Source organism: Pelagibacterium sp. H642 (assembly GCF_031202855.1).
GTDB lineage: Bacteria > Pseudomonadota > Alphaproteobacteria > Rhizobiales > Devosiaceae > Pelagibacterium.
Genome location: NZ_CP101830.1, coordinates 374,035 through 393,832, shown reverse-complemented (window position 1 = coordinate 393,832; position 19,798 = coordinate 374,035). Strand labels below are relative to the sequence as shown.

Sequence of the window (19,798 nt, the reverse complement as noted above, 5' to 3'; positions counted from 1 at the left end):
GATCTAGGCGTCCGAGCGCGGCTGCGCCATCTTCCGGTGTCGTTCGGCCAAAAAGTCGTCCGAGACAAATCGGGTCATCATGGCCTGGAGTTTGTTGGCCCAACCCGCAACTTCATGGCTATCCCCGCGCATCATTGCGTCGAAACCTTGCTTGGCGACGTCAGCAGGATCATCCTTTTTGTTTTGTGCCACTTTCGTGTCGAGCATGTCCGCGGCTTCGAAGAACTCGGTATCGGTCGGACCGGGCATCAGGCAGGTGATCGATACACTCGTATCCTTGAGCTCGTTGCGCAGCGCAAAGGCCAGGGAATCCACATAGGCCTTGGTGGCGTTGTAGACAGCTTGGAAGCTTCCGGGCATCAATCCGGCGATCGATCCGGTAATCAGCACCCGACCATGGTCCGCTGCACGCATTGCGCGAACAAACCGATGCAGCAAATACGTAGTGCCGGTCACATTCGTATCGATGACCCGCATGATATCGGCGAAGTCCTGATCGACAAATTCTTTCCCGAGGCCTTGCCCTGCGTTCGCAAACAGGGCGTCGACACGGCGTCCGTTGGCATAGGCAAGGTTGAAGAGCTCATCGACGCCCTGCGGGGTCGCAAGGTCCACCTGTGCGACCTCCACATTTGTACCATACACGCCGAGCTCATTGGCTACCTCGTGGATTTGTGGCCCGTCAGCGGCAATGAGAAGACTAGAGCCATGCGCTGCCGCGATACGGGCGAGCTCAAGCCCTATGCCTGACGACGCCCCGGTAACCACCGAGAAGTTGAGTTCGGATTGCTTAGCCATGGCCGTTCTCCCTATGGTCCAAGGAGAACTGCCGCGCCAGGAGGCCGTTCCAGTCTAAACCAAAGCTAGTACAGACCCGAAGCATCCTTTCCGAGATATTGTTGTCTGCGTAGTCGCGGGGCGCGCTCGTGCGTGTCCCTTAAATTCAAAGCAGGAGCCCGAGAAAATGGAAGCTTCTTCGGTGATCGTACCGCTACGGGAAGCGCGCCTTGTTTGAAGCTTTGCATAATCCAAGAACGCAAACGGTTTGTGGAACTGGACAGCAGTGGGCAAAGCAAAGCCAAAGCTTTCAATTCGTTGTCTGGTCTTGGGGCGCGCCGATTACCAGCCATGCTCGAGTGCGCCAGCATTGTCGGTGTGCGCTGTGGTGCGGGTGCGCCAAGGCCAGTTTCGGCCGCAATCTCTGCAAGGGTAAGGCGCTCTCCAAGCTTGCCTTCAATCATCTCCCGTGTCCGGCGAAGCCCGGCGGGCACTCAATCTGCCGTTGGAGGAACCCGTTTCGCGCTGAAGACCGACATTTGAACAGTGTCTGAGAAGATGGGCCGCAACGGCGTGAGTTATATGCTCGACATATAGCGCTGAGGCTTGCGAGCGCGTGCTCTAAGAGGCGGCGCCGCCAACTTCCCAAATCTCCCGAGAACCCTTGAAAAGGTCCTCGCTGGTGAGGAAATAACCAGCCGCGCTGCGGACCATCTCCAAGCGCCTCAGGGTAAAGCGCCTCTTTTGGTTGGTGCGGGCAAGAATGGACATGCCTAGCGCCGGCAGAAGTGTTTTTGAGCAAATCGAGCAGCACCTGCCCCCAGACTTTTCGCTCGTGCATCCTTACAGCGCCTGCGAAGTGTATGCAGTAGCGGACAAGATCGCCTCTGCGCTTGCCACTGGCGATATCTACCCTCAGTTCAAGGCTCTTGATGGGGTTGCCCTTGCCGGCGATTCCAAATGTTATCGCATCATCCGAAATAATCCTTTACACCGTATATGGTAACGCTTAAACGCTATGCGGCGTACAAGGTTGTGCCGTTGAACAGTTCATGTCGAGCCGATGTCGAGATCCGAGCTGCTGAGATTATAATGTCAACGGCGGCGGCGAAGCTGGGGCTCGCTTGAGGGAGAAAGGCAATGATCCAGGCAAAGGACTAAACGCGAACTTCAAGCGGAATGCCGGCACGGTCGGTGCGCGGATTGTCCGTCGAAGTCGCCGAGGGTGAGTTGGTTGCCTTTCTGGGGCACAACTGGGCCGGAAAGTCGACTTCCGTCCGCATGCTGACGACGCTGCTACCGCCCTCGAGCGGCTCGGCAACCGTGGCACGCTCCGACATCGCTCCTGAACCGGCCGGTCTCCGCCGCAAGTTTGGCTATGTGGGAAGGCCCTATTCGCTGGCAGGCTACTGCCATTTGAAGTCGCATTTGGCACCTCTTGTGGTGGCGATCACGCTGATCGTCGGCCTGAACGTCGGGGCCGCCGCAATCGCAAGTATCTAGAAAAGCGCCGATTTATGTCCGAAAACCTCTACCCCCCCATCGTTATCCGCGGCGCGCGCGAGAATAATCTCAAGAACGTCTCACTCGATATTCCCAAACGCAAGATCACTGTCTTTACCGGCGTCTCGGGCTCTGGCAAATCCTCGCTGGTCTTCGGCACCATCGCGGCCGAATCCCAGCGGCTCATCAACGAGACCTATCCCGCCTTCGTGCAACAATTCATGCCGCGCTATGGGCAACCCGATGCCGATCAGCTCGAAAACATCTCGGCCGCCATCATCGTCGACCAGCAGCGGCTGGGCGGCAATTCGCGCTCGACGGTCGCGACGGTAACCGATGCAGCGCAGATGCTGCGGGTGCTGTTCAGCCGGCTGGCGGAACCCAGGCTCGGCGCGCCATCGCTTTATTCCTACAACGACCCGCGCGGCATGTGCCCGGACTGCGAGGGCATTGGCCAGGTGGCTGCGATGGCTATGAGCGCGGTTATCGATGAAAGCCGCTCGCTCAATGAAGGTGCTCTCCTGCCCAAGGATTTCGCCGTCGATAGCTGGTGGTGGGAAATCTACAAGAATTCTGGCCTGTTCGATATGGACAAGCCGGTCAAGGATTTCACGCCCGAAGAGCGCGACAACCTCCTCCATCTCGACGACGGCCGCAAGGTCAAGGTGGGTAAGATCGGGCTCACCTATGAGGGCGTCGTCGCCAAGCTCAAGAAGGGGCTAGGCAGCAAGGATCCCGAAAGCCTGCAGCCGCATGTGCTGCGCGAATATGAAAGGATCTTTACGCGCAAGACCTGTCCCGCCTGCAATGGCACACGGCTCAACGAGGCCGCGCGCGGGAGCCGTATCAACGGCAAGTCGATCGCCGACCTCTCCGCCATGCAGGTTTCCGACCTCGCGCCCTTCATCCGCGCCCTCACGGCGCCGCAGGTCGGGCCGATGCTCGAAGCGCTGGCGCTGCGGCTCGAAAACCTCATCACCATCGGGCTCGGCTATCTCAGCCTCGACCGCGAAAGTTCGACCCTGTCGGGCGGGGAGTCGCAGCGGGTCAAGATGGTGCGGCACCTGGGCTCTTCGCTCACCGACATCACCTATGTCTTCGACGAGCCCTCCGTGGGCCTCCATCCGCACGATGTGGGGCGCCTCGGGGGGCTCATGACGCAGTTGCGCGACAAGGGCAACACGGTTCTCATCGTCGAGCACAAGCCGGACATGATCGCAATTGCGGACCACGTAGTCGATATGGGGCCGATGGCCGGCTCCAAGGGCGGCGAAGTGGTCTATGAGGGCGATTTCGCCGGGCTTCTCGCTTCGGGCACGCTCACCGGCAAGCACATGAACCGGCACCAGCCGATCAAGGAGAAGGTACGCAAGCCGAGCGGCGAGCCGCTTAGGATCGAGCATGCGCGGCTCAATAACCTTAAGGACGTTACCGTCTCGATCCCCCGCGGCATCCTGACGGCGGTGACCGGGGTTGCCGGTTCGGGCAAGTCGAGCTTGATCCAGGGCTGCCTGCCGGCGGCCTATCCCGAGACGATCATCATCGACCAGAACCTGGCGCGTGGCTCGCGCCGTTCCAACACCGCGACCTATACGGGCATCCTCGACAATGTCCGCAAGGCTTTTGCCAAGGAAAACGGCGTCGAAGCCTCGCTCTTCTCGGCAAACTCTAAGGGCGCCTGCCCCGATTGCAACGGGCTCGGCGTCATCTATACCGACCTTGCCCATCTCGACCCGATGGTCACCACCTGCGAGAGCTGCGAAGGCAAGCGCTTCCTGCCCGAAGTGCTGGAGCACCATCTGCGCGGCAAATCGATTGCCGAAGTCTATGAGATGAGCATTGAGGACGCGGCAGGCTTTTTCATGGAGGCGCCGGTGGCCCGGACCCTCAAGCGGCTGGTCGATGTCGGGCTCGGCTACCTCACCCTCGGCCAGCCGCTCTCGACGCTCTCCGGCGGCGAGCGCCAGAGGCTCAAGCTCGCGGCGGAAATGGGGAAGAAGGGCAACATCTATGTGCTCGACGAGCCGACGACGGGCCTTCACATGAACGACGTGGATACGCTGATTGGCCTGTTCGACCGCATGGTCGATGCCGGCTCGACGGTGATCGTGATCGAGCACAATCTGGACGTGATCTCGCGCGCCGACTGGGTCATCGACCTGGGGCCGGGCGCGGGAAGCGACGGCGGCACGGTGCAGTTCGCGGGCCTGCCGGCAGACCTCGCGCAGGCATCAGGCACGCTGACGGGGCAGCATCTGGCAGAGCGGATAAATCGTGGCGCGGCAGAGAGGGCCCAAAAGGTGCCCCACAAGTCGCTGGCTTGAAGGATCACGCAATCTGACGACGGCTCTGCCGCCTACGTTCAGGCTGAGCGATGGCGGCTACCGAGCCCATATTGGATGTGCCGGCGATCAGAGGTCCGCTTTCGGATATGGGCCACGGCCGCTTGAATGGCAGGAATGGGGGCGCGTAGCTGACGTGATGGGACCGCTTGCAGACCTGACAGCTATCGGTGAAGCGGCTGTGGTAAGCAGCTGTTCAGCACATTTCTCCGGACAAGTGCTGCCGCAGCCGGAGAACCCCGAGCAAATTCGACCTGCCGCCAATCCCAGTCACGCTAGAAATTTGTTGCGGGTTCCGAGTTCGCTTGCAAGTTGATTCTGGTCGCGCTCTGACGGTCTGGATACCTCATGAGCTAAGAAAGAACATCGAGTGAGTTCTCCCTTGCGCGGCGGCGCCTGGACAGGAACGGAGGCCAGGCTCCAAACGAGGAGAGCCGCCGAAATTGCCATGACGGTGGCGCTGATCGGGCGATCGAAGAAGGTCATGAAGCCGCCGGGCGAGAGCAGCATGGCGCGGCGGAAATGCTCTTCCATCAGCGGCCCGAGCACGAAGCCGTAAGGGACGAGCAGCAGGCGGACCCAGAAGCCGATGAGCGGGATGTTGAGGACGAGCAGCATCTGAGTGCCGATCCAAAGCACATAATGAGGCCCAAGAACAGGCCGTGCTGTGCGGTCGTCATGGGGGAGCGTGCAACTTCGCTAAGTCTTCGCGAATCCTAGCAGGCCGCTAATCACAGGAGCCTCCGTACCTGGGAGAATGTCGCCGACACAGCAATTGGGTGAAAAGACCAGTTTTCAATGCACCAGGCTGTGCATTGGCAGAGTCGGTGATCAGAACCGATGCCAAACCTTGGTTGAGTACGGCTCGAACAACGGGAACGCGCCGATATTCCGGTCGCCAGAGCGACCTCTCGAAAGCCCGTGAGGTGAATGGCCCCCGCTCTCAGCATCTGAGTGCCAAAGTCGGTTTGCTGTCGCAGCACCCGCTCCGCGCGTTCGATCGTTGTCGGCCATACGCTTTGAAATCAGTCGCAAGAGTGATTTGGTGAAATGGTCTAGCGGGTCAGGCTAAGAGGCGGGCGCCGAGGAGCTTTCCCTGCCGCCAGATCCTTTCACAAGCCTGCAGATGTTCACCAATGCCGAGGGTGAAAGAGTCAGGGATGGCCGCTGTCGCCGGAACCTTGATCATTATCCCCGCGCGCGAAGCATTCACAATTGAAACTTCAACGCAGTTTTGCCCCAAAAGAATAACTGCTGGGCCGCGCAACGCTGGCGCTTCACGCTGCTCTGTTCGTCGTTCAACCATTGATTTCATGAGCGTCGCGTAGCATTGGGGTCGTTAAGGCATTACCAACCCATTTGCTAAAATTGTGCGGCAATATCTCATCAAACGCGGCGAATTCCCGAGCCGACTTCAATAGCTTGGAGAGCTTTCGCTTGCACAAAGATTTGCGAGTAAGTTTATTAGCCAAGCTGTTGAATAAGCTCGGAATTGGCAAAATGATTGAGGGGCATGAGGCACTCGAATGGGCGCTAGAGCAACTCCGCGATGGCCTTGATCAGATCAAAGAAATGCATGAACCGGAGTGGGAAAGCTTGTCCGCAGAATTGCAAAAGTCTGCGACGTCAATGTCCCCAATCATGCGAGAAGCGTTCGAGAAGGTCTTCGCTCGTGCCAACTAAGATCGGCGCTGCGGACCACCTGCGAACGCATCAGGGTAAAGCGCCTCTTCTTGGGCATGCCGGATGCAACCATATCGTGACCTACCATGGTCGGGGGCGGCAAATCGCATCCTGCATATCGAGCACAGGACCAGCGACCAAGGGAGACAACCGGTGGGCCGTGAAAGTTTCGGACAGCAGGTCACCTGCTGGTTCGCACTTGGAATTCGGTGCACGCTGGGCGCGTTCGCGCTGAAGGGCGGTAGGACGGTCATATTTGGCGGAGAGGGAAAGGATTCGAACCTTCGGGACGGGCTGAACCTGCCCACGTCTTGAAGACGCGCCTTAAACCACTCGGCCACCTCTCCGTTGCCTCGTGATAGGGTGCAACGACACACTACACAACCAATGAGCCACCCGATGGTTAACACCCGCACCGCGCGGATCACCTTCCGACACTGAACTTCGTTCATCGTTCGGTAAACCCTTTGGCCAGCCGATCGCCAAAATTGTTCAACCTCGGGCGGGGCTGAGCGAGTTGGCGCGGATCCAGAAGCCATATCAGAGATTCACTGTGGGCTATCTCTTCGCTCAGTTGCAGTGAGCCGGCCGCTGCGGCGCGTTGGCCATCAGAGAACCTCCTTTTGTCTATGTTGGGTGAATCAGAAAATCGTGACCATTGTCTCGATGAAGCGTGGTTATCTCCAAGCTTCCAGCAGACTATCCCCCGCCTTGGCGGGGGTTCTTTTTGCGCCGTAGTCTGTTTGAGACCAAAATGGCCAAAGCAGGTCGATGGCCACTGCCAGCAGGTGCGCAATCACCTACCTTGCGCTGCAATGCGATCTGCGTCAGTTTTTAAGCGCCTGGACATGCCAGGCGATGTGATCGCCGATAAGTGTCGCGATGAAGTAATAGCTATGGTCATAGCCGGAATGGAGACGCAGCTCGAGCGGATGGCCCAATCGTTTGGCTTCATCAGCGAAAATCCATGGCTTGAGCTGGGATTCCAGAAAATCATCTGCCTCACCCTGATCAATCAGAATGGGTAAGCGCTCTGTCGCCTCGGCGAGCAGCGCCGTTGCGTCCCAGTGACGCCATGACCCCTCATCGGATCCGAGATAGGACCTGAAACCCTTTTGCCCCCAGGGCACCTGGGTTGGCGCGACAATCGGCGAAAATGCTGACACCGCAGCAAAGCGGCCGGGATTTTTGAGCGCCATGATCAGGGCACCATGTCCACCCATGGAATGTCCCATGATCGAGCGCTTCTCATTCGCCGGAAAATGCGTTTCGATCAGCTGCGGCAATTCGGTGAGCACATAGTCATACATGCGAAAGTGCCTGGCCCATGGCTCCTGGGTGGCGTTGATATAGAAGCCCGCACCCTGTCCCAGATCATAGGCGGGATCATCAGCCACTTCCTCGCCGCGCGGGCTGGTGTCAGGCGCCACCACTATTACGCCATGCTCGGCCGCATAGCGCTGCGCACCGGCCTTGGTGACGAAGTTCTGCTCGGTGCAGGTCAGACCGGAAAGCCAGTAGATGACCGGCAGTTTCTCGCCCTGCTCATGCTTTGGTACAAAGACCGCGACATTCATCTCGCAGCCGAGGACGTCGGACTGGTGACGCCACACGCTTTGAACGCCGGCAAAGGCCATGTGACTTTCGATCTGGTTCATGAGCGGCTCTCCAGTAGTTGCGTTTAAGTTTGGCGCAATCAGTATTTGATAACGGAGCGGATCGACTTGCCCTCATGCATAAGATCGAAAGCGGTGTTGATGGCATCGAGCGGCATGGTGTGGGTGACAAACGGTGCCAGATTGATGGCGCCGCGCATTGCATCCTCAACCATTCCCGGCAGCTGGCTGCGACCCTTAACGCCACCAAAAGCTGTGCCCATCCACCTGCGGCCAGTTACCAGTTGGAAGGGGCGGGTCGAAATCTCCTGGCCGGCGCCGGCGACGCCGATCACCACTGACTGACCCCATCCACGATGGGCACATTCAAGGGCAGCGCGCATGACATCAACATTGCCGATACATTCAAAAGAGTGATCGACCCCCCAGCCGGTCATCTCGATGATAACTTGCTGGATGGGCTTGTCGTATTCCTTGGGATTGACGCAGTCGGTTGCACCGAACTCCCGCGCTAGGTCAAATTTGGAAGGATTGGTGTCAATGGCGATAATGCGTCCGGCCTTGGCCTGGCGCGCGCCCTGGATTACGGCAAGTCCGATGCCGCCGAGACCGAAGACAGCAACGGAATCTCCTTCCTGCACCTTCGCGGTGTTGTGGACCGCCCCGATTCCGGTCGTTACACCGCAGCCCAGCAGACAAACATGTTCGTGATTGGCTTCGGGATTGATCTTGGCCAGCGATACCTCGGCCACCACGGTATATTCGGAGAAGGTCGAGCAGCCCATATAATGAAAAAGTGGCTCCCCGTTATAGGAGAAGCGCGAGGTGCCGTCGGGCATCACACCCTTGCCTTGTGTGGCGCGCACAGCAATGCAAAGATTGGTCTTTCCCGAGGTGCAGAATTCACATTCGCCGCATTCGGCGGTGTAGAGCGGAATGACGTGGTCACCGGGTTTTACCGACGTTACGCCTTCCCCCACCTCAACGACGACGCCGGCACCTTCATGGCCGAGCACGACCGGGAAGAGGCCTTCGGGATCTTCGCCGGAAAGGGTGAAGGCATCAGTGTGGCACACACCGGTATCGGTGATTTTGATAAGGACTTCGCCTTTTTTGGGAGGCGCCACATCAATCTCGACGATCTCAAGGGGTTTGCCTGGTGCGAAGGCAACGGCAGCGCGTGATTTCATTACAGTGTTCCTTTCCTAACCGGTACCGGCGGCTGCTGCGCGATGCAGCGCCGCTTATTTGAGATAGCTGCGCACAAGGCCCATCAGATCTCTTGTTTTTTCCTGCGAGTCGGCGCTCTCGCCACCAAACTCATCGCGGATATGGGTTTCGAGAACTTCAGCCATCAGCCCGTTCATGCCGCCACGGACAGCGGCGATCTGCTGGAGAATGGCACCGCACGGAACCCCCTCCTCAAGCGCCCTCTCCAGAGCTTCGCATTGGCCCTTGATCCGGCGAACCCGGGTCAGAATGCGCTTTTTATCCTCAGGGCGATTAGGCATGACCGATCAACCTTACTATACTGGCGTATAGTATATTGATCTGCGTCAGCCTGAACAAGGAGAAAATGCGAGCCCCCAAGCGCCGCGACCACAGTCTCGTCCGTATCTCCATCCCAACAGGCCTATGAACCAATTCGGGAGAGAGATGATTCATGCTCCTACGCTGAATCGAAAGCGCATTGGGATCGACGTACCATGAAGGACGAGAAGGCCGCGTTACAGATTGGCTGCCCGGGCAGGATCTAATCTTCACTTGCGCCCCGAGCAAGTGAAGATGGTTGCGGGGACTGGCTTTAAATCTCCACAATCAGCGTATGTCTGCCTCGGTCAAAAACTGCCCCATACTTGCAAGGTGCGGTTTTGAAGGCTTTTGACGTAAGCGACGTTATCAGAGTCAGGTTGATTTTGCAATATCACTTGCAATATCCTTCTGGCGTTCCAATATGAACGCATGAGGCTGATTCTCGACACGGCGACCATGGTGGCCGCCATCCGCAGCAATGCCGGTGCATCCCGCCGCCTGCTGGTGGCCGGGCTGGAACAAAGGCTGACGATGCTGGCTTCGGTGCCGTTGATGATCGAGTATCAGGCGGTGATGACGCGGCCGGAGCATCTGGAGGCGTCGGGCCTGTCGGCTGAGGACGTGAACACGCTTCTCGATGCCGTGGCGGCAGTGGTCGAGCCGGTACGGTTGGCCTTTCTGTGGCGGCCGGCCGTGCGCGACCAGAACGACGATATGGTGCTTGAAGCGGCGGTGAACGGACAGGCCGATGCCATTGTGACCTTCAACCTGCGTGACTTCGATCAGGTGGCGGCACGGTTCGGTGTCGAGGTTCTGTCGCCGGGTGCGGCGTGGCAACGAATGGAGGAGAGCAAATGAGGAAGAGCAATTTCGCACTGCGGCTCCAGCCGTCGCTTCTCGAGGAAGCGCGCAAGGTGGCTGAAAGCGAGGGTGTGGCCCTGAACCAGCTTATCAACGTGGCGGTGGCCGAAAAGCTGTCGGCCCTGCGCGTGGAGAACTATTTCCAGGAGCGTGCCGCCCGCGCCGATATTCCCAAGGCGCTCGATATTCTCAAGCGGGCTGGCAAGGGCAAGCCGCCGGTCAAGGGTGACGAGCTTCCGAACTGAAGGCAAGAGCGCACCCGCTCCCATCATGCCTTGGCTGCTTCCTGGCAGACTGCCGGACCGCGCCGGCTGGTCAAGGTTGGCCGCAGGCCACCGCGAAGCGGCTGTGACCTTGACAAGCCGGCTTCAAGGTCCGGCAAATTGCAGGGAAGCAGCAGCGGCTTACCCGCTTGGAAAGCCCCCTTTTCAAGGTAAAGCCCCTTGACAACACCACCGGCTTGAACCAGCGGTTCACCACCTCCCCGACCGGTGTTCTCCTATGATCGCGCGCTGCACGGGTGCGTTTGCGATGCTTCGCGCCAATCATTTTGCGGATGGTTCACCCTCCAACACATCGTCAAGCAGCCGCCAGAAGTACTGGATTTCCGGCACCGACGATGTGAACAGGATGCGGTAGATCATCGGGGCAACAATCCGGTCGAGCAGCACGTCCGTCGATGGAGGTGTCTCGCCCCGCGCCAGCGCGCGGGTTTGGATGCTCTCGAACTGTTGGCGCAAATAGGTTGAGCATAAAGCGGCATTTTCCGGCTGGTCTCCCCCCAAGACGTCCCGCACCATAGCCCGGCCCGGCTGCGAGGACATCTCCTCTATATATTGCTCAAGCCATGTGCGCAGATCACCTCTCAAGCTTCCCGTGTCTTCAGGGTCGCTATCGGGGCGAAGCTTTTCCGCCGCCACGTCGGAGAGAAGTTGCGCAAGTGAACCCCAGCGCCGGTATATCGTCGAGGGGGTGACGCCAGCGTGCGCAGCAATGGCTGGCACGGTCAGCTCCCCTTTTCCTCCTTCAGCCTGAAGCTCCCGAACCGCGCGATGAACCGCGGCCTGCACCCGAGCGCTACGCCCGCCCGGGCGCGCGTCGCCTCTTTGTCGTGCCTCACCCATGTGTGCCACCGCAAAACCCTTTCGATAACCGCTGCGCCCCACACTAAAGCAAAATATTTGCATTAGTGTGGAATTGGCGTTACATCGCTAAAAGCAATTTATTCGCTTTTACCCCAGGAGCAACCCGATGACCACCAAATTCGATGGCTTGGTGCCGCCGCACAGACCCTCGATCGCCCTTCACGCGATCTCCCTGGTCGCCTTCCTCGCCGCCTCCGCCGCTCCAACGCCTCTCTATCGGCTTTACCAGGAGATGTGGGGCTTCTCGCCCTTCCTCTTGACGGTCGTTTTCGCCGTCTATGCTCAGGCGCTGCTCGTGGCTCTTCTGTGCTTTGGCTCCCTCTCCGACCGGTTTGGCCGGCGTCCCGTGATCATCGGCGCCCTTCTTTTGCAAGCGGGCGCTCTCATCCTTTTTCTTGCGGCGAAGGATGTCGTCTGGCTGGTCGCCGCCCGGCTCCTGCAAGGCTTCTCCACGGGGCTTGCCACCGCGTCGCTCGGCGCGGCTCTGATCGACATCGATCGGGAGCGCGGCGCGTTTGTCGGCAGCGTGGCGCCGATGGCCGGCATGGGCCTTGGTGCACTAGGCGGTGGGCTTCTGGCCCAGTTCGCACCGGCGCCGCTGCATCTCGTCTATCTCCTGCTTCTCGCTGTCTTCCTGATGCAACTCCTCCGCACCGCGCGATCACCGGAGACAGCAGTGGAGTGCGTGCGGCACGCCTGGAACTGGCGCCCGCGCATTGCGGTTCCGGCCGCGGCAAGGCGCGCTCTCCTCATTGTCACCCCCATCAATGTCGCAGCCTGGGCGCTAGGCGGTTTTTATCTTTCCTTGATGCCTTCACTCCTGAAAGAGGTCGCGGGATCGGATGCCACCTGGATGGGGGGCCTCACCGTTGCGGCGCTCACCGTCAGCGGTGCGACCGCAATCCTCTTTGCCAGGCGACACTCGGCCCACGCCTCGCTTATCGCAGGTTCGACGGCGCTCATCATCGGTATGTGCATGATCCTTTCGGGCGTTGCGCTTTCCTTGCCACTGGCTCTGCTTTTGGGCTCGATGGTCGCGGGACTGGGCTTCGGCGCCGGCTTTCTGGGTGCACTGCGCAGCGTCGTTCCGCTCGCCGCACCACAGGAGCGCGCAAGCCTCATGGCCGCCTTTTACATCGAAAGCTATCTCGCCAACGCCGTGCCAGCCATGGCTGCTGGCTATCTCGCGCAGCAAATTGGGCTTGAAGAAACCGCAGGCATCTTCGGTCTCTTCGTCCTCTTACTCTCAGTTTTGGCGATCGTGCTTGCGGAACAACAAAGGAGTGGCCCCAAGGCTGATCAAGATCGGCCAAAACGTTACTGAACGCTACCGCTGGAAATCTGCTTTTCGGCCGTCTTGAGTGAAGTGTATCCGCCGGACCGGCCAAACAAGGGGACGCGGTCTGCACATGTTAGGTGGGATCAGTCGTTTCCGGCAGAAACTTGGTGCCAAAATCCGCCCCTTCGTGATCTCTGACTTGCCCGTATGCTTGGCAAGCCGCCGCAACTCCGCTGAGATTTCTCGCGAGACAGCTTCACCACGGCTGCGGAAGGCAGAGGTGAAATAGGTAAGCCCGATGCTTGCCGTCACGCGTCCATTCTCCTTGACAATCGATGTGGCCAACGGGTTGGAGTTGCTCAGCCCGGGCCAGCCGGCTTGCTTGGCCATCACGAGGTGTGCGGATTCGAACTAGAACCCGCACCGAACGCCGTCTGAAGCGCGTAGTAAACTATGCCGCCCTGATCGTGCCTCGGCGAGTGCAACCGCGCGGCAAGCCGAGCATGACGCTCCAAAACTTCGGGCACGAGCCCGGGAACGGCTCAGATCGCCAAGATATTCACCGAAATCGCCCGCGAACTGAGCGGATCGTGGTCATATTGGGACCTCTTACGTATCGCCTCATCGCATGCTCGCGGTCATGCGCCAAGACGCTCAAGAGGTAGGAATAGAAAGGTCGGAGTGATATTGAAGCGCTTCCAACAACGGTAATTGGCGGCGCCCAGAAAGCTGCGCACGGCGTCGAATTCGCCTTCCAATACTTCAATATAGAGCAGCGGTCGGTGGTGCTGAAGAATGCTCAAGCTGCCGCGCAGCACATCGAGTTCCCAACCCTCGACGTCGATCTTGACGAGATCGATGTCTGTCTCGCCGATGAGTTCATCATCGAGCGAAACGACCTCGATCGCCCCTTCCGCGTCAAGCTTGACGGTCGCCATGCCACTGTTTTTGGCCGAGGCCTCCTCGGCATTGGCTCGCCCCCTCATGGCGCCAACGGCTGCATTCCGTACTGTGCAAAGCTTCTGCAGCCCATTATTAGAGACATTGGCCACAAGGTGCCGGAAGGTTGCCGGGTTGGGTTCGAAAGAGAGGGTTCGCACGCCAAGCATATGGGCGAAATAGAGCGTGTGGTTCCCCACGTGTGCTCCCACATCGACAACGCACTTTGGATAAAAGAGCCGCGAGCGGGCATCGGTCAGCATCTCGGCTTCGTAAAAGGTGCCGGTTTGCTCTATCATGTGGGCGATATGGTCCGCCCTACTGGCGAAGCTCAGCGATAGCATTTTGCCCGCGGCTTCAAAACTGACCGTGTGATCCTCGTTCATATTCGTTCCACTGCCTGTGCAACTGGGCGTCGAGTTTGCCGAACCGCCAAAGGAGAGGACTTCGTCAAGCTGCTAGTGATTGTCCGCATACAGCTCAAAAATCGATTTCCCGGACAGGAGGTCTCTGATCCTTTGGCACGCATACGATGCCAATGTCATTTACATGGCAATAGCGGGAGAGCGGATGTCGACAAGCCCCCGAGAGCTGACAGGTGATCCATAGAGCGCATGAGTCTCCGTGCGTCATTGCAAATCTGGTTTCCAATTGATGGACCAGCATCGGCCGCGCCAGCCGCTTGTTGAACTAAATGTTGCCGTGGCCCGGTGAGCACTTCGTGAGGGGCGCGGCAGACCAATTGATGCGCCGCCTGTGTGGCGTTGGTGGCGCGGCCCCGCCGTGGCGGCGCTTTGAACCCGACCTCGGTTGCCTCGATGCTCAGGATCGAGGGAGGGGTGTTCCCAAGAAAGCCCCACAATCAGTGGGCCATGCGCATTCTCACCGTTCGGTGCCAAGGCGCAAGACCTCTCGTCGAACTCGGTACCGGCGCCAGAGCGCGCCGGTGGTCGGGCCGAAACCAGCTTGGCCATACCAGCTGGAGCCTCACAAGTTATCGGGCCAACCTGCCCAATAATCCACTCCAATCCGTGGACGACCCCGGGGTGTACGCCTCGGCTGACACCTCAGGTCTGTCTCACCGGCCAAATTAGCTGAGATAAATGAAGCACATCGGAAGGAACGATTTGGGTGTGACGCTCATTGCGCCCCACGGGTGATGCGGCAATATGAGGTGCCAGTATGAAAAATCGAAAGCTGTCAATCGCCGTTGCTGCCCTTCTGCTTGGTTTGCAGCTGGGCTCTCCAGTATCGGCTCAAGTCACCGAAGACGAACTTACGCTCGTCGAACTCTACGTGGCCAACGAACAGGTTGAGGAGCTCGCACTGCTTCTCGAAACAAACCCCGAGCTCCTGGAACTTCCAGGGTCCTTGGGCGACGCTCTGCGGGCGTTCTGGGCGGCGCCCTCCCTGGCGTCGCTGCAGCTTGTAGCTCAGCTGATTGACGAGCGAGTTGTCCTGCAGGCCCAGCTAGCCGAAGACGAGGACGACGGCGACTCCATCTATTAGCGCCTGCTTGGTGCCTAAGTGGTTTTTGGGCTGGTTGGGCCAGTTTGCACGACTGGCCCAGCTATTATTTTAGTTGAGGCAAACGTTTGTACATCGATGATTATCTTGGGATCGCGCTGCTGCTCGACCCCCGTTTTCCAGGTGGCACGTCTTCGGCTGTAGCTCAGGAAATCCAGACTCTGCACCCGCGGGTAAGGCTAAAGGTTCATGGCCTTGAAACACGGATGTTCAAGGGCCGAGCTGTCAATAACTCTCTTGCGCAGGCGCTAAACGAGACTGGCATTGAGCTCCAGCTTGGAGGGGGGGTCGTTCGTGCGCCAGTGGTCGTAATACATAACCCCTCATGTCTTAAGTTCGACCAATGTTGCAACCACCGTATCGTGTGCGACACCCTTATCGTCGTCACCCACGAGAATTTCACGCGGCCCGACGGGTCGGAGAGCTTCGATGTTTCCCACTGCCTCGATCTGATCGAGCAGTCGACGATTTGCCGAGCCCGCCGCCTCTGCCCTGTGTCCCAGTACAACAGGGACAACGTGGCTGGCTGGGTCTCTCGCTCCGGTTCGAAATGGAAGCTTGCCCCTTTCGACTGGTTTAACATCTGCGACTTCGATATCGTCGCGCCCGTAGCGGCACCTGCTGATCGCCGAGGGCGTCACTCACGGGCCGGGTTTGAGAAATTCCCGCCCTTAGAGGTAATGAAGCGGCACTTCCCGCCTAGCGCCACTTGCCGCATCCTTGGTGGAGACAGCTTCCTTCTCGACCCGGGCACGGTCCCGGCCCATTGGGACGTGTTGCCTTTCGGCACTGTGCCCGTTCCCGAGTTTCTCCAGTCCATCGACTTCTTTGTCTACTTCACCCATCCCCTGCTCCGCGAAAGTTTCGGCCGCGTTCTCGCAGAAGCGATCTGCGCGGGAAAACTTGTGATCACCGATCACGACACCGCAATGAATTTTTGCGGAGCTGTCCACCCCTCCGACGGAACTGATCTGGATCGCATCATCGCTGGTTACGTTGCCGATCCACCTGCCTACCAGCAGTTCGTCGAGCAGGCCCAGAAGATCATTCGACGCTTTGGACCCGACAGGTTTGCCGAAACCGTATTGGCTGGCATCGATGGCATTAGGCGAGGCGATGATGCTCTTTTGTGAATTGGCCAAGCCAACCCCAGACCGATTTGACGATTTAGCTGTGCTGGTTTCGCAATTGGTGGGGGCAGGAATAAGCGCCTGTATCGGATCCGGCTCGGTACCATCCCAACTCGGACGCAATAGCATATATGACGTGGTAGGCAACGTACGCAGCAGCCGACCTAAGCCGGGCGACGCACTCTTGCTAGTACGCGGTCACGAGCTTGATGATGCCACACTTGCTCGGCTGCGGCGGCTCCACCCGTTTCCTGACATGCGATCTCTGGTTTTGGGCCACTTCCCATCCTTCCAATCCGAGATCGGCATCAGGTCCAAGCTCTCTTACGTCTTGAGCGCGTCTCCGGAAATTGTCGCTGTCTCGCCAGGCCTAGGAGCCGGCAAGCATCACATGCCGGTTTTTGGAGTCGCGGTTGACCCGGCTCCTCGTCGTGATGCACGGCCGACCGTCCTCTTGATCGGCCCAGATTTGAAACAAGAAGCCCAAGCCAACGCCCTTCTCAGTCTGCATGCCTCGCTCACCTACCGAATCGTGGTGCTAACCGATGGCCGATCCAAACAATCCTGGACCGAACGCTTTGGTCATGAAGTGAGCATTTTCCACTATAGCGAACTGGTGCCAGCGGCGATGGCTAGCTTGGCAGACCTCGCCTTGGTCTTTGTTCCACCCACGTCAAGCTACCGCTCACAGGCACTCCTGGCAAATCTCGCAGTGAGCGGGGTGCCCCTCGTCGACTGTTCACCGGGCTGGTTACACCTTGATTACGCCGCTCCGATGCTTCAGGGCCCGCCTGATTTGACGGCTGTCGCAGGCTTTCTTGCGGGCGAGATCATGTCATCCTTGGACGTGATTGGCCGCCAAGCGAGCCTTTCCAAATTTGTTTCCAGCCTAGCGGGTGGCGAAGCCTTAGAGGCAATCAAGCGATTGGACACCGAATCTCAACTCGGGTGTGGTGCCGCGCAAGGGCCGGCATCGACAGCGGGCAAAAAGGAGCCCCAGAACCCATCCATTGTTTTTGTTCCAACCAATGGGGTTGGCCTCGGTCATGCACAACGCTGTTCACTCATCGCGACCGAGCTGAAAAAAAACGGGTCTCGGCCAGTGTTTGCGGCATTCCCATCTTGCCTTCGCATGCTGAGATCATACGGCTTTGATACGATGCCCCTTGTCAGTCGATCCACCTGGCACAAGCACGAATATGCGAACGATCTCGTCAATTACCTGCGGCTGAACCGAGTTACGGCTGAGAGCCAAACCTTGGTCTTTGACGGCGGCTACATTTTCGATTCCATCTATCGTTCAATCGTCGAAAATGGCCTGAATGGCGTCTGGATTCGCCGAGGGCTTTGGCAAGAGGGCCAATCGAACGGCATCGCGCTCGATCGAGAGAAGGCGTTCCGCCGTGTGATCGTCCCCACTGAGGCCTTCGAGGAACTCAACAGTAGCTACTCTCACGGTGGTCACGTTCACTTCGTTGGGCCAATTGTGCAGACGGTGCCCCTCACCAAAAGGCGGCGGAAGTCTATCCGAGCCGAACTCGCAACACGCTTCGGCCGTGACTTCAAACATTTGGTCGTGACCATGCTTGGCGGCGGACTAGCCGCTGGCCGGAGCGCGCAGATTGCGGCCATTTGCGCCATGATGGCCGAACGTACCGATACTCTGCACCTCGTCGTGGTTTGGCCAAATGCCACTGTCGAGGCCGGCGCCTATGCCTGGCCAAATACGCGTATCGTCAAAACTCACCACGCCAATGCGCTTGTATTGGCATCCGATCTGTTCATTAGCGCCGCTGGTTACAACTCCTACCACGAAGCGCTTTACGGCCGAATCCCAACAATCTTTATGGCGCAGATGTCAGTGTTCATGGATGACCAACGTCGCCGGGCCATGGCAGCGGTCGAGCGTGGTCTGGCAGACATCGTTGAGCCCCATGAGATGCACGCTCTGCGCGCAAAACTTGCCGATCACCTGGACGGATCGCGAAGCCAAGATGTTCGCGGGCTTCTAAGCGAATTGGAACTGCCCGAGCCGGGAACCGCCCAGGCAGCTCGCCTGATAGAGGAAATATGCAATGACCACTGACCGTTGGGGAGACATCCTCACGCGCATCAGCGCCAACTATCCCGAAAATCTTGACGACCTTCTCGCGCCTCTTGATCCTCGTACCGCCAAGCCAGGTGACGAGATCTTTCCAGATAACGTTGGTTTGCTTCCGTTTGCTTCCGAGTTCAAGGCCGACGACACCGTTGTCATCGGCGTCCGCATCTGCGAACCGCCAGCAAATCCGGCAGAACTTGCCGCCCAATTTGCAAGCTTTGCGTTAGAACGGGATGTTGAAATGGTGGTGCTCAGCTACCCCGATTACTCAAGTCTTGAGCAGTTCGGTTTTCGGACCGAAAGAATCTGCGGAAAGAGCGAAGCTGCGCGACGTCTGTGCGAGAGCCAGCTGGCCAGCTTCTGGAACATGGAAGTGATTATCTGACCTATTCTTAAAGAAACCGAACTCCCAAACCGGCTCCGCGACGAGGTAAGTTATGACACAAGATACTCCATTTGATCAGGCAAAGTACTGGATTGAAAGGCATAAAAGGCTGGAAGGCGACCCGCGGTCGGTGGGCAACATCGGCAAGCCTCTTGAAGAGAATAGACGTGGAGAAGAAGCCTTCAAAGCTCAGGTGAGCCTTTTGGCGAAGTTGCTCAGGCCCTCGTTTCGAACTGTTCTGGACCTTGGTTGCGGTTATGGCAGAATCGCACATGAGTTTCTCAGTCAGGGCTACCAATACAATGGCATCGACGTCTCGCCAGATGCGGTCAAGCAAGCTCGTCAGAACAACCCCACTGGCACCTTCCAGGTGATGGACTTGAACGCGTGGCAGCCCGATGGGCAATTCGACTTGGTATGTACGTTCTACGTTTTGGTGCACTTCGTCGATGATGCCAAATGGTCGAAATTCCTCGAGCGCGCGCTCAGCAGTGTGGGCCCGAAAGGTTATTTCATCTTCGCCGATGAGTTCCCCAGCGAGCGGAGTGCAGCCGGATCGCACGTTGTCGCTCGTCCCCTGTCAGATTACACGGCGCCCCTAGCTCAACACGGGTTCGAGTATGATGTGACGCTCAAGACTGCTTTCGTGACTGAAAGCCAAAGTCGAGGTTCAGAACGGTTCTACTTCGCGCGCAGGACGTAAGAAGACCCGGAAATGTATTCGACCCGGCACCTCCCATAGGTTTCGCTCGCTGTTGTGGGTTGCGAGAAGGCAAATCCATCTATTTCCGGGTTCCTCATTGGCGTGCCCGCGCCCATAGTGCGGTGCGAACTGCCTTCGTCCAGGTGCCGAAGATCCTGAAGGAGCGGCTGCTGCACGCGCCCAGGCACACTTCAACCGGTGAGGGGTGGCTCGCCGAACATCACTCGCCCAAAGGTGCAATCAACGCGGCGTCACTGAACATCCGTTCCCCGAT

Annotated in this window: 20 protein-coding genes; 12 read left to right on the top strand and 8 right to left on the bottom strand. The window is 58.5% G+C overall.

The window, feature by feature from the left end:
* Positions 1 to 3 precede the first annotated feature (3 nt).
* A complete protein-coding gene (locus NO934_RS19990; protein ID WP_309163964.1) occupies positions 4 to 798 on the bottom strand; it encodes an SDR family NAD(P)-dependent oxidoreductase in 795 nt (264 codons plus the stop codon).
* Positions 799 to 1,540: 742 nt separating this feature from the next.
* Here NO934_RS19990 and NO934_RS19985 point away from each other — a divergent pair.
* From NO934_RS19985 to NO934_RS19975, 3 genes are all read left to right on the top strand, one after another.
* Complete coding sequence (locus tag NO934_RS19985; RefSeq protein WP_309163963.1) at positions 1,541 to 1,783, top strand: hypothetical protein; 243 nt, start codon at positions 1,541 to 1,543, stop codon at positions 1,781 to 1,783.
* A 197-nt stretch (positions 1,784 to 1,980) separates the two neighbouring features.
* Entirely contained in the window at positions 1,981 to 2,280 is a 300-nt protein-coding gene (locus tag NO934_RS19980) for an ATP-binding cassette domain-containing protein (protein WP_309163962.1), read from the top strand.
* A 14-nt stretch (positions 2,281 to 2,294) separates the two neighbouring features.
* A complete protein-coding gene (locus tag NO934_RS19975; protein WP_309163961.1) occupies positions 2,295 to 4,604 on the top strand; it encodes an excinuclease ABC subunit UvrA in 2,310 nt (769 codons plus the stop codon).
* 288 nt (positions 4,605 to 4,892) lie between these two features.
* On the opposite strand, the gene NO934_RS20725 is transcribed toward NO934_RS19975, so the two are convergent.
* Positions 4,893 to 5,240 carry a hypothetical protein gene (locus NO934_RS20725; protein WP_375143308.1) on the bottom strand — a complete coding sequence of 116 codons (348 nt, stop codon included), beginning with the start codon at positions 5,238 to 5,240 and terminating at the stop codon, positions 4,893 to 4,895.
* Positions 5,241 to 5,685: 445 nt separating this feature from the next.
* Complete coding sequence (locus NO934_RS19965) at positions 5,686 to 5,937, bottom strand: hypothetical protein (RefSeq protein ID WP_309163960.1); 252 nt, start codon at positions 5,935 to 5,937, stop codon at positions 5,686 to 5,688.
* 122 nt (positions 5,938 to 6,059) lie between these two features.
* Between NO934_RS19965 and NO934_RS19960 the strand changes: the two genes are divergently transcribed.
* On the top strand, positions 6,060 to 6,305 hold the full coding sequence (locus NO934_RS19960; protein ID WP_309163959.1) for a hypothetical protein: 246 nt from the start codon (positions 6,060 to 6,062) through the stop codon (positions 6,303 to 6,305).
* 827 nt (positions 6,306 to 7,132) lie between these two features.
* On the opposite strand, the gene fghA is transcribed toward NO934_RS19960, so the two are convergent.
* From fghA to NO934_RS19945, 3 genes are read right to left on the bottom strand one after another with little or no spacing between them, the layout of a single operon-like run.
* Entirely contained in the window at positions 7,133 to 7,963 is an 831-nt protein-coding gene (gene fghA / locus NO934_RS19955; RefSeq protein WP_309163958.1) for an S-formylglutathione hydrolase, read from the bottom strand.
* Positions 7,964 to 8,001: 38 nt separating this feature from the next.
* A complete protein-coding gene (locus NO934_RS19950) occupies positions 8,002 to 9,111 on the bottom strand; it encodes an S-(hydroxymethyl)glutathione dehydrogenase/class III alcohol dehydrogenase (RefSeq protein ID WP_309163957.1) in 1,110 nt (369 codons plus the stop codon).
* Between the two features lie 54 nt (positions 9,112 to 9,165).
* A complete protein-coding gene (locus NO934_RS19945) occupies positions 9,166 to 9,432 on the bottom strand; it encodes a metal/formaldehyde-sensitive transcriptional repressor (RefSeq protein WP_309163956.1) in 267 nt (88 codons plus the stop codon).
* A gap of 451 nt (positions 9,433 to 9,883) precedes the next feature.
* Between NO934_RS19945 and NO934_RS19940 the strand changes: the two genes are divergently transcribed.
* Complete coding sequence (locus NO934_RS19940; RefSeq protein WP_309163955.1) at positions 9,884 to 10,312, top strand: putative toxin-antitoxin system toxin component, PIN family; 429 nt, start codon at positions 9,884 to 9,886, stop codon at positions 10,310 to 10,312.
* Entirely contained in the window at positions 10,309 to 10,560 is a 252-nt protein-coding gene (locus NO934_RS19935) for a toxin-antitoxin system HicB family antitoxin (RefSeq protein ID WP_309163953.1), read from the top strand. The genes NO934_RS19940 and NO934_RS19935 overlap by 4 nt, the downstream gene beginning before the upstream one ends.
* 300 nt (positions 10,561 to 10,860) lie before the next feature.
* Here the strand turns inward: NO934_RS19935 and NO934_RS19930 are convergent, their stop codons facing one another.
* The gene (locus NO934_RS19930) at positions 10,861 to 11,439 is read right to left on the bottom strand and encodes a TetR/AcrR family transcriptional regulator (protein WP_309163951.1); all 579 of its coding nucleotides are present in this window, start codon (positions 11,437 to 11,439) and stop codon (positions 10,861 to 10,863) included.
* 127 nt (positions 11,440 to 11,566) lie between these two features.
* On the opposite strand from NO934_RS19930, the gene NO934_RS19925 reads away from it, so the two are divergent.
* Positions 11,567 to 12,784 (top strand): MFS transporter, encoded by a 1,218-nt coding sequence (locus tag NO934_RS19925; protein WP_309163950.1) that lies wholly within the window; start codon positions 11,567 to 11,569, stop codon positions 12,782 to 12,784.
* Positions 12,785 to 13,377: 593 nt separating this feature from the next.
* Here the strand turns inward: NO934_RS19925 and NO934_RS19920 are convergent.
* Complete coding sequence (locus NO934_RS19920; protein WP_309163948.1) at positions 13,378 to 14,064, bottom strand: FkbM family methyltransferase; 687 nt, start codon at positions 14,062 to 14,064, stop codon at positions 13,378 to 13,380.
* Between the two features lie 796 nt (positions 14,065 to 14,860).
* On the opposite strand from NO934_RS19920, the gene NO934_RS19915 reads away from it, so the two are divergent.
* From NO934_RS19915 to NO934_RS19895, 5 genes are all read left to right on the top strand, one after another.
* Positions 14,861 to 15,187: a hypothetical protein gene (locus NO934_RS19915; protein ID WP_309163947.1), complete on the top strand. Its 327-nt coding sequence runs from the start codon at positions 14,861 to 14,863 to the stop codon at positions 15,185 to 15,187.
* A gap of 86 nt (positions 15,188 to 15,273) precedes the next feature.
* The gene (locus NO934_RS19910) at positions 15,274 to 16,338 is read left to right on the top strand and encodes a glycosyltransferase (RefSeq protein WP_309163946.1); all 1,065 of its coding nucleotides are present in this window, start codon (positions 15,274 to 15,276) and stop codon (positions 16,336 to 16,338) included.
* A gap of 388 nt (positions 16,339 to 16,726) precedes the next feature.
* Positions 16,727 to 18,421 (top strand): hypothetical protein, encoded by a 1,695-nt coding sequence (locus NO934_RS19905; protein WP_309163944.1) that lies wholly within the window; start codon positions 16,727 to 16,729, stop codon positions 18,419 to 18,421.
* Complete coding sequence (locus NO934_RS19900) at positions 18,411 to 18,821, top strand: hypothetical protein (RefSeq protein WP_309163943.1); 411 nt, start codon at positions 18,411 to 18,413, stop codon at positions 18,819 to 18,821. Before NO934_RS19905 ends, NO934_RS19900 begins: the two co-directional genes overlap by 11 nt.
* A gap of 52 nt (positions 18,822 to 18,873) precedes the next feature.
* A complete protein-coding gene (locus NO934_RS19895) occupies positions 18,874 to 19,524 on the top strand; it encodes a class I SAM-dependent methyltransferase (protein WP_309163941.1) in 651 nt (216 codons plus the stop codon).
* Positions 19,525 to 19,798: the final 274 nt, after the last annotated feature.

Coding starts and splice junctions, on each gene's coding strand:
- NO934_RS19990 (WP_309163964.1), bottom strand. CDS start 798: ATGGCTAAGCAATCCGAACTCAACTTCTCGGTGGTTACCGGGGCGTCG.
- NO934_RS19985 (WP_309163963.1), top strand. CDS start 1,541: ATGGACATGCCTAGCGCCGGCAGAAGTGTTTTTGAGCAAATCGAGCAG.
- NO934_RS19975 (WP_309163961.1), top strand. CDS start 2,295: ATGTCCGAAAACCTCTACCCCCCCATCGTTATCCGCGGCGCGCGCGAG.
- NO934_RS20725 (WP_375143308.1), bottom strand. CDS start 5,240: ATGCTGCTCGTCCTCAACATCCCGCTCATCGGCTTCTGGGTCCGCCTG.
- NO934_RS19965 (WP_309163960.1), bottom strand. CDS start 5,937: ATGAAATCAATGGTTGAACGACGAACAGAGCAGCGTGAAGCGCCAGCG.
- fghA (WP_309163958.1), bottom strand. CDS start 7,963: ATGAACCAGATCGAAAGTCACATGGCCTTTGCCGGCGTTCAAAGCGTG.
- NO934_RS19950 (WP_309163957.1), bottom strand. CDS start 9,111: ATGAAATCACGCGCTGCCGTTGCCTTCGCACCAGGCAAACCCCTTGAG.
- NO934_RS19945 (WP_309163956.1), bottom strand. CDS start 9,432: ATGCCTAATCGCCCTGAGGATAAAAAGCGCATTCTGACCCGGGTTCGC.
- NO934_RS19940 (WP_309163955.1), top strand. CDS start 9,884: ATGAGGCTGATTCTCGACACGGCGACCATGGTGGCCGCCATCCGCAGC.
- NO934_RS19935 (WP_309163953.1), top strand. CDS start 10,309: ATGAGGAAGAGCAATTTCGCACTGCGGCTCCAGCCGTCGCTTCTCGAG.
- NO934_RS19930 (WP_309163951.1), bottom strand. CDS start 11,439: ATGGGTGAGGCACGACAAAGAGGCGACGCGCGCCCGGGCGGGCGTAGC.
- NO934_RS19925 (WP_309163950.1), top strand. CDS start 11,567: ATGACCACCAAATTCGATGGCTTGGTGCCGCCGCACAGACCCTCGATC.
- NO934_RS19920 (WP_309163948.1), bottom strand. CDS start 14,064: ATGAACGAGGATCACACGGTCAGTTTTGAAGCCGCGGGCAAAATGCTA.
- NO934_RS19915 (WP_309163947.1), top strand. CDS start 14,861: ATGAAAAATCGAAAGCTGTCAATCGCCGTTGCTGCCCTTCTGCTTGGT.
- NO934_RS19905 (WP_309163944.1), top strand. CDS start 16,727: ATGCCGGTTTTTGGAGTCGCGGTTGACCCGGCTCCTCGTCGTGATGCA.
- NO934_RS19900 (WP_309163943.1), top strand. CDS start 18,411: ATGACCACTGACCGTTGGGGAGACATCCTCACGCGCATCAGCGCCAAC.
- NO934_RS19895 (WP_309163941.1), top strand. CDS start 18,874: ATGACACAAGATACTCCATTTGATCAGGCAAAGTACTGGATTGAAAGG.